The following is a 12,978-nucleotide window of genomic DNA, read 5'->3' on the forward strand; positions in this document are numbered from 1 at the left end:
ACAACGGTATCACATCCGTGAGTTACGGCCTGATGTCGATTGGCGCCTCGATCTTCACCATGTCGAAGTCCGAGACCAGGATGTCTATGCGCGCCATCCAGCGGCCGGGAACCGGGATGATGAGGTTGTCGACACGCCAGCTGCCGTCGCCGGGCTTGGTTGCCGCGCGCTTCAGCGGCTCGATGCCGGAATCGGGTTTCGACAGCACCAGCGTCACTTCCTTGGCGTCGAGTGGCCCGAAATCGCCGGTCATGATGATCATCGAGGCGGCGACCGGCCCGGCATGACCAGGCGTGATGCTGAGATCGGCCATCGCCTGCAACGCGTGAATGTGGACCGAAACCGGCTGGGCCGCCGCGATCGCCAGCGCCCGTGGTGGCGGCGTGAAGCGCCAGCCCGCGGCGACCCCGAAAATCGCCAGCACGATCAGCACTTCGACGCCGACCGAGCGGGTGAGCCTGCGTTGCACCTCGGTCGCTCCCGCCTCGGCCGAGGGGGTGAGCTTCCAGCGATTGACGCCGGCAAGCGTGAACAAAAAGACCAGCAGCGCGAGTTTCAGCAGCAGCAGCCGGCCATAGGCTGTGTCGACCAGCGCCGAGGGTGTCTGCACCTGGATCACGGCCAACACGATGCCTGCCGCGGCAAGCAGGGCGACCACAGGCAGGATTGCCCCTGAGAAACGGCGCAGGAATTCAACGGCGCCGTTCGCCTGACGCTTCAGCGCGAGGCCGAGCGGCACCAAAGCACCGGCCCAGAAGGCGATGCCGACGCCATGGACGAAGACCAGCGGCCGTGTCAGCCATTGCGGTTCGGCCGCACTGGCATGGCCACTGGCGGCAAGCGCGACGCCGACGCCGGCGAGGGCCGCAAGAGAAAATGGCCTAGCGGTCGCGCGCGGTCCGGCCAGCGACAGCAGGCCAAGCCCAAGCGCGATCAGGGCGATCAGCACCGTCCAGCCGAAGCTGGTGCCGAGCCCGGTGCGCCAGATCACTGGCTGCGCCAGATGGGAGAGCGGCGTCCCTAGCGCATCGAGACCTTGCAAGCCGAGCGACAAGGGTGCCGCCACCAGCCCGCACAGGATCGCGGCCGTGACAAAGCGCTGACCGGCACGGCCATCCCCGGCCAGCCAGGCAAGGGCGAAAGCGCCGCCAATGCCTAGGAAAAGGCCCGTATAGAGAAGAACCTTGCCGATCCAGATCGCCGACCGCAACGGCCAGTCGATCGCCTCGGAGACGGCCGGCGGCTCCGTTGGCGCGCCGATGGAAAACAGGAACGAGCCGCCGACCGGATGGCCATCGGCGGAAATGACACGCCAGCTCAGCACATGCGTGCCGGATTTGAGCGCCCGCGGATTGTCGATCTCGACGGTCTGGTCGCTCAGGCGGAAGGAAGTCAGCGGAACCGGCGTGCCGTCGGGCGTCACCAGCGTCAGCACCAGCGGCGAGACCGGCTCGCCGAAAGTCAGCGAGAACTGAGCCGGCGCCTGCGCCAGCACGGCGCCGTCGGCCGGGTCGGTCTTGATCAGCGCCGCATGGGCAAAAGCCTGGCTTGTCGAAGCCATGACGATGAGCGCCATGGCCATCGCGAAAAGCCCACCGGCCCAGCCGAATCGCTTGCCGGTCCTTGCAGGCCCTTGAAGTGGCGATGTCGCGTTCATGCTGCCGCCATGGAGTTGGCGGCGCAGCTTGCGGACCGGGCGCGCCGCCAGAAAATCATTTCTTCGGCGTGAGCTTGATGCCGGGCGCCGGGGTCTCCAGCGCGTCCTCATCCTGTCCGGCCGCCGGAATCTCGATCCAGCGGGCGGCGGCATCGCCGCATTCCTGCACCACCGGGAAGTAGAGCTTCTGGCCGACGGGCAGATCCGCCGTCAGCGTGGCCCGGAAGACGAACTCGTCGTAGAATTCATCCGGCAGATTGCCGCCGCTCCAATCGACTTCCTTCACCCCGTCGGCCACCGCCTGGCCATAGAGCTGGTACGATTTTTCGTACTTGCCCTTCTTGGTCTGCAGCGTCCAGCCGGGCTTCGGCATCGGCTTCACCGCGATCACCCCTTCCGGCATCTGCACGCGCACGGCGGTCGTCGCCTTGCCGTCGCAGCCATGTGGCACGCGCAGAACAGCCTTGTAGGTCGAGCCGACGGCCGCCTCCTGGGTCTCGAGCGTGATATGCGCCAAGGCGGCATTTGTCCCCAGTACGAGAAACGCGCCGGCCGCCAAAAGATACTTGTTCATGATGGTCCCTCTGATCTCAAAATTCGTGGATCGGCGCGATCAATTGGCGTGGTCGTCCATGCCGCCCATTTCGCCCATGCCCTCGACGGCGAACTCGACGCTGACCGTACCGGCCTTCTCGAAGGTCAGCGTGGCGGCGAATTTTTCACCCTGTTTGGGTTGCCGCTTCAGGCCGATGAACATCAGATGATAGCCGCCGGGCGCCAGGGCAACTTTGCCGCCTGCCGGGATTTCCAGGCCACCGTCAACTGGCCGCATGGTCATGACGCCGTCCTTGACGCCCATTTGATGCAGCTCGGCCTTTTCGGAGACGTCGGAGGTAATCGAGAGCAGCCGGTCCGCGGCGCTGCCCTTGTTGAGGATGGTGAAATAGCCGCCGGCCACCTTGGCGCCGGCCGGCGTGGCGCGCGACCAGGGATGTTCGATTTCGAGATCGCCGACCTTGAATTCATGCGCCAGGACTGCCTGGGCGCCAAGGAACACAAGCGCTAGGGCTAACGCCGCAATGCCGAGATCGGCTTTGAAGCGAGACAGGGCGCGGCCGAACACAGTGCCCGCCGACATACGGAAAGAATGGGACATGATTGCTCCATGACGTGATGATCGCGCCGTCGCCGGTCACGAATGGTTTGATCTTGGATGAGTACGCTCGCGAAAGGTTCCGCAAGCAAGCAGGCTCAAGCCGCCAGTGGCGGCGCGCGCGGGTTCGACGGGGACCGTTCACGGGCGAAGTCGAGATGCGTGGTCGCCGGGAAGACGAAGGCGACGATCTCGAAGGACAGGGACGCAAGCGCAAGCCCGGCATCGGGCGGCGGCGCATAGGTTGGAGAAAACATGCTGCAGCCGAGTGTGCAGCAGGCCGGCAGATGGGATGGATGCTGGTCGCCGCCGGGAAGCTGGGTGGCGCCGTCGTGGGTACAGATGACGTTGCCGAAGGCATCGAGTTGCGCGGCACTCTGCCCGGTGCTGAAAGCGAACGCACCAAGTGTAGACTGGAGCAACAGCAGATAGGCCGCGACAAGCGCGACCGGTATGCTCCACGGTCTCCCCGGGCTGTTCAAACCATCTGCCTCTAAAGCAATCCTGAAAGGATACCTATCACGGGAGCGGCAGGTCGAAAATCGGCAATTCAATGCTGCGGCAACGCGGCACTCAAGGACGGCCGGCTTTCCGGGATCGAGGTCAGCAATGTCTGGCGTGCCGACTTCAGGTGCTTGCGGCAGGCTGCATCGACCTTGCCGAGGTCGCGCGACTTGAGTGCCTCGATATAGGCGAGATGCTCGCCGATCGCGACTTCGTTGCGCTCGCGCTCCTGCGCCTTGTTCCACTGGTAATGGTAATGGAAGATCATGGCGATGACGTCGTAGAAATCGACGATGAAGCGGTTGCGCGAGGCGCGATGGATGAGCCGGTGGAGGCGCTCGTCCAGTTCCGAGAACTCATTGAAGCGCGTCGCGATCTCGCGTGCCAGAACGCGGTGTTCCTCCTCCAGCCGGTCGAGATCATCCCAGACCGGACTGTCCTGCGGCAGCGCGGTGAAGGCGGCGGCCGAACGCAATTCGAACATTTCGCGGATCTCGGTCAGTTCCAGCGCGAAGGCCCGCGTAAAACCCTTCAGCACCCAATGGCTGTTGCGGCGTTTTTCGATCAGGCCGAAACGGGAGAAGCGGATCAGAAACTCGCGCACGCTGGTGGTGCCGACGCCGATCTCGCGCGCCAGTTCGAGCTCGTTGATCTGCATGCCGGCCTCGGCGCCGCCGGCCAGCAGCCTGCGCATGAACGACCGCTCGATGATCTCAGCCAGTGTGTCGGTCTCTTCCTCGGGAAAGAAGTCATCGGGACGCGGGTCGCGCAGCACCGTCTTGGCGCGCTTGTTCCAGGCGATCAGCCCGGTTTCCTCCATGCGCGCCAGGATGCTGCGCACGGTCGTGCGGCTGACGCCGAGCAGCACACCCAGCTCAGGTTCCGACGGCAGGCTGCGCGTCTCGTCGAGCAGCCTGAGGCAGCGGTTGTAGGCGTCCTTGTAGACGTTGTTGCTCTTCGACATCCCCTGACCCATTCATGCCGGCGCTTGCAGCGGCCGGCTTGAAGCGCAATATGACGTTCCCAGAACCCTGAAAAGCAGGAATCTCTTTCTCCGGGTCCGGCTCATTGTTTCCAGCGCCACCACTTGCCCAGGGCGGAACCGCAGCGAAAAAACAATTGACGCAAAACTGTTTTTTCACGATAAAAGACATTAACTCTTAACAGGCGCGTGTCAATCCGCGCATCCCAGGATCACCCAGGAAACGCCCGTGAACGTCTCGAACACCATCCTTCTGTCTCCCGCCGACAACGTCGCCGTCGCCAATGGCCGTATCGAGATCGGCACCGCGCTGCCGGGCGACGCGCTCGCTGCCGCCGTCATCGAGCCTGGCCACAAGGTGGCGATCAAGCCGATTGCCACGGGTGAAGCCGTGGTCAAATACGCCCAGGCGATCGGCCGCGCCACACAGGACATCGCGCCGGGCGAGCATGTCCATTCGCACAATCTGGTCTTCGAGGCCGGCCGGCTGCCGGTGGTGCCGCCGAGCGAGGCCGAGCATGCGACGGAGGCCGACCGCGCCCGCACCTTCATGGGCTATCGCCGCGCCGATGGCCGCGCCGGCACGCGCAACTTCATCGGCATCATCGCCAGCGTCAATTGCTCGGCCACCGTCTGCCATTCGATCGCCGACACCGCCAACCGGACCTTGCTGCCGAAATATCCCGGCATCGATGGCTTCGTGCCGATCGTCCATGGCCAGGGTTGCGGCATGAGCGCCACAGGCGACGGCATGATGGTGCTGCACCGGACCTTGGCCGGCTATGCCCGCCACCCGAATTTCGGCGGCGTGCTGATGGTCGGCCTCGGCTGCGAGGTCAACCAGCTTACCCTCTACGGCCAGAAGGGTGCCGCCGCCGGCAAGCGCCACTTCAACATCCAGGATGCCGGCGGGTCGCGCAAATCGGTGGAAAAAGCGATGGGCGTGCTGGCCGAGATCGCCGAGGAAGTCGGCCAGTTGAAGCGCGAGCCGATTCCGGTCAGCGAGATCGTCGTCGGCCTGCAATGCGGCGGCTCCGACGGCATGTCGGGCATCACGGCCAATCCGGCGCTGGGCGCGGCCGTCGACATCCTGGCCGGCGTCGGCGGCATCGGCATCCTTTCCGAGACGACGGAAATCTACGGCGCCGAGCACCTGCTCGCCTATCGCGCCGCAAGCCCCGAGATCGCCAAGAAACTCGATGGCTATGTGAAATGGTGGGAAGATCACGTCGCCAAGCATGGCGCCTCGATCGACAACAACCCGTCGCCCGGCAACAAGCGCGGCGGCCTCACCACCATCCTGGAAAAGTCGCTCGGTGCGGTCGCCAAGGGCGGCCAGACGCCGCTCAACGGCGTGTTCGGCTATGCCGAAAAGGTCACCGGCAACGGGCTGGTGTTCATGGACACGCCCGGTTACGACCCGGTCTCGGCTACCGGTCAGGTCGCGGGCGGCGCCAATGTCATCGTCTTCACCACCGGTCGCGGTTCCTGCTTCGGCTGCCGGCCGACACCCTCGATCAAGGTCGCCACCAACTCGACCATGTATCACCAGATGGAAGAGGACATGGACGTCAATTGCGGCGTCATCGCCTCCGGCGAAAAGACCATTGCCGGCATGGGCCGCGAGATCTTCGAACTGATCGTCGAGACGGCTTCAGGCCGCAAGACCAAGAGCGAGGATTTTGGCTACGGCGACAACGAGTTCGTGCCCTGGCATCTCGGCGCGACGCTCTAGTTTTCGACGCATGTCTGGTAAACTTGCCGAGCCGCACAACGGTCGGCCACGGGGAGGTTATGCATGAAAGGACGCCGCATCGGCCAGACGGCACTGGAGGTCACCGAGATCAGCTTCGGCGGTGCTGCGATCGGCGGCCTCTACCGGGCCTGTTCGCGCGAAGCGGCGATGGAAACGCTGCAAGGCGCGTGGGAAGCCGGCCTGCGCTATTTCGACACCGCGCCCTTCTACGGTTTCGGCCTATCGGAGCGTCGCTTCGGCGATTTCCTGCGCTACAAGCCACGCGATTCCTACGTGCTGTCGACCAAGGTCGGCCGCCTGTTCCGCCCGGTGCCGGAAGACCAGGTGCCGGACCATTCCTATGTCGATCCGCTACCCTTCGCGCTCGAGTACGACTATTCCTATGACGGCATCATGCGGTCGGTCGACTTCAGCTATGCGCGGCTTGGGCTAAACAGGATAGACATCCTGTATGTGCACGACATCGGCGTTTACACGCATGGTGTCGAGAAGACCAAACTGCACTTTCGCCAGTTGATGGACGGCGGGCTCACGGCGCTCGAGGAGCTTAAGCGGGCCGGCACGATTTCGGCCTACGGGCTCGGCGTCAACGAAGTCCAGATCTGCCTCGACGTGATGCGCCGGGCGCCGCTCGACTGCATCCTGCTCGCCAGCCGTTATTCCTTGCTCGACCGAAGCGCGGAAGCCGAACTGCTGCCGCTGTGCCGTGCGCAACAGACGTCGCTGGTCATCGGCGGCGTTTTCAACTCGGGCATATTGGCGACCGGACCGGTGCAGGGCGCGCATTTCGACTACCAACCCGCCAGCCGCGACGTTCTCGGCCGTGTCGACGCCATGGAGAAGATCGCCGGTGAAGGCGGTTATCCGTTGGCAGCGGCCGCGTTCCAGTTTCCTTTGCACGAGCCAACAGTCGCCACCGTGCTGACCGGCACGGCAAAATTGGCGAACCTGACGCGCAATCTCGAGCTGCTCGATATCGACGTGCCGGAGACGGAATATGCCAAGTATCGTCCCTACACGGTGGCGCAGGAACTGTCTTGAAGCGCGCACCGTCGCAATGTGCACAGGGTCGCGGGTCGGCTTCACAATGTTGCGACCTCAGAAGAGAATGAACATTCCATGTTGACTGCTGTATGGAATTAATATTCCATCCTTCCGTAGAACGGAAACGGGAGCGCCTGACTAAGACTGGAGAGGAGCCGCGCCGGTAGGTGAATCGTTGTCAGGCCTTTGGGAGGACTGACTGGAAACACCGCTTGCATCGGCCGGAACGATGCACTATCAAAACAGTGCAACTGTTTTTTATTGATAAAGTTCTGTTTGGGCCACGCCTATCCGAACCGAGCTTCCGTAACGTTCACCAGGCGACTTAGGGAGGATCCCATGAAATTCGTGACCAGCATTCTCAACCGCCGCGCCGTCATGGCCCTGGCGGCAGCCTCGATGCTCGCCGGCGTCATGCATACCGCACCGGTTTCGGCGGCGGACGTGACCATTCCGATCATCGTCAAGGATACCACGTCCTTCTACTGGCAGATCGTTCTGGCCGGCGCCCGCAAGGCCGGCAAGGACCTCGGCGTCAACGTGCCGGAACTCGGCGCCCAGGCTGAGACCGACGTCAACGGCCAGATCTCCATCCTCGAGAACGCCGTCGCCGGCAACCCGGCCGCCGTCGTCATCGCACCGACCGAAGCCAAGGCGCTCGGCAAGCCGATCGACGAAGCCGCGACCAAGGTCAAGGTCATCGGCATCGACTCGGGCGCCGACTCCAAGGCCTTCACATCGTTCCTGACCACCGACAACGTGCAGGGCGGCCGCGTCGCCGCTGACGGTCTGGCCGCCGCGATCGGCGCCGCCAACGGCGGCAAGGTCGAGGGCAAGGTTGCGCTTATCACCGCGCTCCCCGGGGCCGGCTCGCTCGAACAGCGCGCGCAGGGCTTCAAGGAACAGCTCAAGGCCAAGTATCCCGGCCTCGAACTGATCGCCGACAAATACGCCGACGGCCAGGCCACCACCGGCCTCAACATCGCGACCGACCTGATCACCGCCAATCCGGACCTGAAGGGCATCTTCGCGTCGAACCTGATCATGGCGCAAGGCGTCGGTCAGGCGATCGCCGAGAACAAACTTGCCGGGAAGGTCGGGCTGATCGGCTTCGACAGCGACGAGAAGCTGATCAAGTTCCTCAATGACGGCGTCATTTCCGGCCTCGTCGTCCAGGATCCGTACCGGATGGGCTATGACGGCATCAAGACCGCGCTTGCCGCCTCGAAGGGCGAGAAGGTCGAGGCCAATGTCGACACCGGCGCCAATCTGGTGACCAAGGCCAATATGAAGGATCCCAAGATCGACGCGCTGCTCAACCCGAAGCTCTGAGCAACCCGTGTTCAAAACCGTTTCCGGGGCGTCGTGCCCCGGAAACATCCGCCGCCACAAGCGGCTTGGCAATCGGCCGGCTTTGGCTAGGCTGTTTGAAAAGACAATCACAGCCTCGCCGGGTGCCTGCCGCGAGGCCAATCTGGGAGGATCGCCATGACGCCGACGGCGCACGAACTGCATCCGGCTCCCGCGCTGGAGCCCGGCGGGACCATCCTCGAATTGCGCGGGTTGGAAAAGCGCTATCCCGGCACTCACGCCTTGAAGCCGGTGGACCTTGCCTTCAAGGCAGGCGAGATCCACGCCATCGTCGGCGAGAACGGCGCCGGCAAATCCACACTCATCAAGCTTTTGACCGGCGTCATGCCGCGCACCTCCGGAGAGGTGATCTGGGAGGGCCGACCGGCTGCACTGGCGACCCCACATGAGGCGATGGCGCTCGGCATCAATGCCGTTCACCAGGAGGTCGTGCTCTGCCGTCACCTCACCGTGGCCGCCAACATGTTCCTCGGCGAGGAGAATTCGCGCTTCGGCATCCTGCAGCAGCGCGCCATGGTCAACGAGGCGCAGAAGATCATTGACGATCTCGGCTTCGACTTGCCGGCGCATGTCACATTGGGCGATCTGACCATCGGCCAGCAACAGCTGATCGCCGCCGCCCGCGCCACCGTGCGCGGCACCAAATTCCTGATCTTCGACGAGCCGACCGCCTACCTGACCCGCAAGGAGGCCGACCAACTCTTCACTCTGATCCGGCGCCTGAAGTCCGAGGGCGTGACGATCATCTACATCAGTCACCGGATGGAGGAAGTGTTCGAGCTCGCCGATCGTGTTTCGGTGCTGCGCGACGGCACGCTGGTCGGCACCAGGAACATCAGCGAGACCAATGACGCCGAACTCGTCAAGCTGATGATCAACCGTTCGATCGAACAGATCTACCACAAGGAGCATTTCACTCCGGGCGCCGCGATCGTCGAGGTCAGAAACCTCTCGGGCAAGGGCTTCGAAAACGTGTCGATGACGGTCCGTGCCGGCGAGATCGTCGGGCTCTACGGCCTGATCGGCGCCGGGCGCAGCGAATTCGTCACCACGCTCTACGGCCGGCACAAGAAGTCGGCCGGCCAGATCCTGTGGGAAGGCAAGGATGTCCAGATCAACTCCGAGCATGACGCGATCAAGCTCGGCATGGCGCTGGCGCCGGAAAGCCGCCGCGACCAGGGCCTCTGCCTCAATTTGCCGGTCGGCCTCAATCTCAACCTGCCGATCTACAAACGCATCTCGAGCAATCTGTTGATCTCGAACGCCAAAGAGAAGGCCGAGGCCGACCGCCAGATCGCTGGTCTCAGGATCAAGACGCCGACGCGCCATGCGTTGGCTTCCAGCCTTTCCGGCGGCAATCAGCAGAAGATCGTCATCGGCAAATGGCTGGCCCACGGCGCCAAGCTGTTCATCTTCGACGAGCCGACGGTCGGCGTCGATGTCGGCACCAAGGCGGAGATCTACCGCCTGTTTAGCGCGCTCTTGTCGAAGGGCGCCGGCATCATCCTGATCTCGTCCTATTTGCCGGAAGTCTATGAACTGGCTGACACGCTGCACGTGTTCCGCCGCGGCAAGCTGGTGGCCACCCACGGGTTCCACACCGCCGATCACGAGGACATTCTCACACAGGCGCTCGCCGAGAAACAAGAAAAGCTGGGAGGAAAGACATGAGCACCGAGGCGATTCCTGCCGAAAAACCGAAGCGCAATTACAACGCCCTGTTCGGACTGACGCTGCTGGCGCTGCTGGTGCTGCTGTGGGTCATCCTGTCGTTATCCACATCGAGCTTCGCGTCGGCCAACAACATCTCGAATCTGCTGCGTCAGGGTTCGATGATCGCAATTTTGGCTGTCGGCCAGACCTTTGTCATCATCACCGGCGGCATCGATCTGTCCGTCGGCGCGGTGGTCGGCTTCGCAACCGTCATCGCCGCGATGTCGATCAATGCCGGCGTCCCGGTCTTCCTCGCCATCCTGCTCACCCTGCTGGTCGGCGTCGCCATCGGCCTCTTCCATGGTTTTGGCATCGTCAAGATGGGCCTGCCGCCCTTTATCATCACGCTGGCGACCCTGACGTCGCTGCGCGGCATTGGCCTTTTGATGACCAACGGCAATTCGATTTCGATCAACAACGATGCTTTCCAGGAATTCTCGCGCAACTCCTTCGTCGGCATCCCCAATCTGTTCTGGATGGTGCTGCTGGTCGGCATACCCGCCTATGTCTTCCTGCATCACAGCCGCTGGGGCCGGTACCTGTTCTCGGTCGGGTCGAACGCCGAGGCCTCGCGCCTGTCCGGCGTCAATGTCCAACGCACCATCTTCATGGCCTACACGCTGTCGGGTCTCTGCGCGGCGTTCGTCGGCGTGCTCTTGGCTTCGCGCATCGGCATCGGCAATCCGACCCAGGCCGAAGGATGGGAACTGCAGGCGATCGCCTCGTCGGTGATCGGGGGCACCTCACTGTTCGGCGCGGTCGGCTCGGTACACGGGCCACTGCTCGGCGCCTTCATCCTGGCGACCATCAACAACGGCGCCAACCTGCTCAACGTCAACGCCTTCTGGCAGCGTGTCATCACCGGCGTGCTGATCATCGTCATCGTCTATTTCGATGGCCTGCGTCGCCGCGGCGGCAAGTAGCGACAAACCAAAATCGATCGCCGGCCCTGTCGGAAACGGGCCGGCGATTTCGTGACAGAGTGGATTGAAGCATGAAAGCCGTCGTCTGCCGCTCGCCAGGTGAGCTTATCCTGGAAGACCGCCCTGCTCCCGGCTCGCCGCCTCCCGGCTGGGCGCTGGTCGCGGTCAGCCATGTCGGCATCTGCGGCACCGACTATCACATCTTCGAGGGCAAGCACCCGTTCCTCGCCTATCCCCGCATCATGGGCCACGAAGTCTCCGGCACCGTCGTCGAAGTTGGCGAAGGAGTCGGTCTTGCGGTCGGCGAACCGGTGATCATCAACCCCTATCTCTCCTGCGGCAAATGCATTGCCTGCCGGCACGGCAAGCCAAATTGCTGTGTCAGGATCGAAGTGCTCGGCGTGCATCGCGACGGCGCCATGTGCGAACGGATCCTGGTGCCGGCGCAGAACCTTTATCCCACAAACGGGCTGTCGCTCGCCGACGCCGCCGCCGTCGAATTCCTGGCCATCGGCGCGCATGCCGTGCGCCGCGCGCGTTCCGAGCCCGGTGGACGCGCGCTGGTCATCGGCGCCGGTCCGATTGGGCTTGGCACCGCCATCTTCGCACGCATTGCCGGGCTCGACGTGACACTTCTCGACATGAGCAGCGAAAGACTGGCCTTCGCCGCGAGTGAGCTCGGCTTTTCGATTCTCGACGGCTCGCAAGCACCCGTGTCAGATCTGGTGCGTGATGCGACCGACGGCGAAGGCTTCGACGCGGTCTTCGATGCCACCGGCAACACCCGGTCGGTGCAATCGGCCTTCGCCCATGTCGCGCATGGCGGCACGCTGGTGCTGGTCAGCGTCGTCAAGGACGACATCGTCTTTTCCGACCCTGAGTTCCACAAGCGCGAAATGACATTGATCGGCAGCCGCAATGCGTTGCGCGCCGACTTCGATCATGTCGCCGCCTCGATCCGCAATGGGGCCGTGCCGCTAGCCAAGCTCGTCACCCACCGCACCACGCTGGCCGATACGCCAGGGGATCTCGCACGCTGGGCGCACGAAAAGTCGGGCCTGATCAAGGCCGTGATCGAGATCGGATAGCCTTACAGCGCCGATAGCTTCAGCTCCACTCGCTCGGCAGGGAAGCGAGATTCGGAAAACTGGATCGGCTGGCCGTCAGGCGTGACGTTGACCGCCACCGTGACCAGCACGATGGCGCCCGGCTGCAGGTCGAGGTCGGCAAGATCGGCGGCGTCCGCATGGCGCGCCGACAGCACCGTCGACTGCCTGAGATAATCGTCTATACCGAAACGGGCCAGGGACGCGGTGATCGATCCGGTCTGCGCCATCGCCTTGTCGATGCCGGCAAAGCGCCTCCCCTCGAACCAGACGGCGGCGCGCGACACCGGCCGCCCGTCGGCCTCGCCGCGTGTCTCCAGCCGTATCATCTCGGCACCCCGGGCCAACCCGAGCCCTTCGGCAACGCGCTGGCTGGCGGGCTCGTTCGATGAGGAGAGCAGCACGATGTGCCGTTCCGATGTCTGCCCCTGCAGGCCAGTCGAAAAGCGTGTCCGCGCGCCGATCGGATAGGACAGCCGCTTGCGCGACAAGACGAAGGTGCCGCGTCCCTGCTCGGCCCGCAATACGCCCTCCTGCACGAGCGCCGATATGGCGCTGCGTACGGTGTGACGGTTGACGCCGTAGCGCTCGGCCAGCGCGACCTCGGGCGGCAGCGCGGCATTCTCGGCGAAATCGCCGGTGGCAATCGCTTGCAGGATCCTATCGGCGATCTGTCGCCACAGTGAGACGCCGCTGCGCCGTTCGATGCTGTCGGCCACCTGCTGCCCGATCATGTTTTTGCCCCCCGGCCTGTCACGCACCCGTCATG

General features: G+C 63.8%; 12 protein-coding genes. 6 read left to right on the forward strand and 6 right to left on the reverse strand.

All coding sequences use genetic code 11. From position 1 onward, the window contains the following. Positions 1-22 precede the first annotated feature (22 nt). From LB543_RS07650 to LB543_RS07670, 5 genes are all read right to left on the reverse strand, one after another. A complete protein-coding gene (locus tag LB543_RS07650; protein WP_224613645.1) occupies positions 23-1,657 on the reverse strand; it encodes a copper resistance CopC/CopD family protein in 1,635 nt (544 codons plus the stop codon). A 55-nt stretch (positions 1,658-1,712) separates the two neighbouring features. Continuing rightward, complete coding sequence (locus LB543_RS07655; protein ID WP_224613646.1) at positions 1,713-2,231, reverse strand: YcnI family protein; 519 nt, start codon at positions 2,229-2,231, stop codon at positions 1,713-1,715. 39 nt (positions 2,232-2,270) lie between these two features. Next, entirely contained in the window at positions 2,271-2,813 is a 543-nt protein-coding gene (locus LB543_RS07660) for a copper chaperone PCu(A)C (protein ID WP_140811586.1), read from the reverse strand. Positions 2,814-2,908: 95 nt separating this feature from the next. Continuing rightward, positions 2,909-3,265, reverse strand: a complete 357-nt coding sequence (locus tag LB543_RS07665) for a DUF2946 family protein (RefSeq protein ID WP_224613690.1) — start codon at positions 3,263-3,265, stop codon at positions 2,909-2,911. A gap of 95 nt (positions 3,266-3,360) precedes the next feature. Continuing rightward, the gene (locus LB543_RS07670) at positions 3,361-4,278 is read right to left on the reverse strand and encodes a GntR family transcriptional regulator (RefSeq protein WP_140811588.1); all 918 of its coding nucleotides are present in this window, start codon (positions 4,276-4,278) and stop codon (positions 3,361-3,363) included. A 247-nt stretch (positions 4,279-4,525) separates the two neighbouring features. On the opposite strand from LB543_RS07670, the gene LB543_RS07675 reads away from it, so the two are divergent. The 6 genes from LB543_RS07675 (at position 4,526) to LB543_RS07700 (ending at position 12,191) form a co-directional block, all read left to right on the forward strand. Next, a complete protein-coding gene (locus tag LB543_RS07675; protein ID WP_224613647.1) occupies positions 4,526-6,031 on the forward strand; it encodes a UxaA family hydrolase in 1,506 nt (501 codons plus the stop codon). A 63-nt stretch (positions 6,032-6,094) separates the two neighbouring features. Continuing rightward, positions 6,095-7,093 (forward strand): aldo/keto reductase, encoded by a 999-nt coding sequence (locus LB543_RS07680; protein WP_224613648.1) that lies wholly within the window; start codon positions 6,095-6,097, stop codon positions 7,091-7,093. A gap of 342 nt (positions 7,094-7,435) precedes the next feature. Then, positions 7,436-8,428 carry an ABC transporter substrate-binding protein gene (locus LB543_RS07685; protein WP_140756366.1) on the forward strand — a complete coding sequence of 331 codons (993 nt, stop codon included), beginning with the start codon at positions 7,436-7,438 and terminating at the stop codon, positions 8,426-8,428. 156 nt (positions 8,429-8,584) lie between these two features. Continuing rightward, positions 8,585-10,138: a sugar ABC transporter ATP-binding protein gene (locus LB543_RS07690; protein ID WP_224613649.1), complete on the forward strand. Its 1,554-nt coding sequence runs from the start codon at positions 8,585-8,587 to the stop codon at positions 10,136-10,138. Next, on the forward strand, positions 10,135-11,103 hold the full coding sequence (locus LB543_RS07695) for an ABC transporter permease (RefSeq protein ID WP_224613650.1): 969 nt from the start codon (positions 10,135-10,137) through the stop codon (positions 11,101-11,103). The genes LB543_RS07690 and LB543_RS07695 overlap by 4 nt, the downstream gene beginning before the upstream one ends. Positions 11,104-11,174: 71 nt before the next feature. Next, complete coding sequence (locus LB543_RS07700) at positions 11,175-12,191, forward strand: zinc-binding alcohol dehydrogenase family protein (RefSeq protein ID WP_224613651.1); 1,017 nt, start codon at positions 11,175-11,177, stop codon at positions 12,189-12,191. A 2-nt stretch (positions 12,192-12,193) separates the two neighbouring features. Here LB543_RS07700 and phnF read toward each other — a convergent pair whose 3' ends face one another. Next, positions 12,194-12,943: a phosphonate metabolism transcriptional regulator PhnF gene (gene phnF, locus LB543_RS07705; RefSeq protein WP_224613652.1), complete on the reverse strand. Its 750-nt coding sequence runs from the start codon at positions 12,941-12,943 to the stop codon at positions 12,194-12,196. Between the last annotated feature and the right edge of the window lie 35 nt (positions 12,944-12,978).

Origin of the sequence: Mesorhizobium sp. ESP7-2 (assembly GCF_020164715.1) — a bacterium.
GTDB lineage: Bacteria > Pseudomonadota > Alphaproteobacteria > Rhizobiales > Rhizobiaceae > Mesorhizobium.

What these genes read in the sequence shown, in the direction of transcription:
- LB543_RS07650 (WP_224613645.1), bottom strand. Translation starts at nt 1,657, where the DNA reads ATGAACGCGACATCGCCACTTCAAGGGCCTGCAAGGACCGGCAAGCGA.
- LB543_RS07655 (WP_224613646.1), bottom strand. Translation starts at nt 2,231, where the DNA reads ATGAACAAGTATCTTTTGGCGGCCGGCGCGTTTCTCGTACTGGGGACA.
- LB543_RS07660 (WP_140811586.1), bottom strand. Translation starts at nt 2,813, where the DNA reads ATGTCCCATTCTTTCCGTATGTCGGCGGGCACTGTGTTCGGCCGCGCC.
- LB543_RS07670 (WP_140811588.1), bottom strand. Translation starts at nt 4,278, where the DNA reads ATGTCGAAGAGCAACAACGTCTACAAGGACGCCTACAACCGCTGCCTC.
- LB543_RS07680 (WP_224613648.1), top strand. Translation starts at nt 6,095, where the DNA reads ATGAAAGGACGCCGCATCGGCCAGACGGCACTGGAGGTCACCGAGATC.
- LB543_RS07685 (WP_140756366.1), top strand. Translation starts at nt 7,436, where the DNA reads ATGAAATTCGTGACCAGCATTCTCAACCGCCGCGCCGTCATGGCCCTG.
- LB543_RS07690 (WP_224613649.1), top strand. Translation starts at nt 8,585, where the DNA reads ATGACGCCGACGGCGCACGAACTGCATCCGGCTCCCGCGCTGGAGCCC.
- LB543_RS07695 (WP_224613650.1), top strand. Translation starts at nt 10,135, where the DNA reads ATGAGCACCGAGGCGATTCCTGCCGAAAAACCGAAGCGCAATTACAAC.
- LB543_RS07700 (WP_224613651.1), top strand. Translation starts at nt 11,175, where the DNA reads ATGAAAGCCGTCGTCTGCCGCTCGCCAGGTGAGCTTATCCTGGAAGAC.
- phnF (WP_224613652.1), bottom strand. Translation starts at nt 12,943, where the DNA reads ATGATCGGGCAGCAGGTGGCCGACAGCATCGAACGGCGCAGCGGCGTC.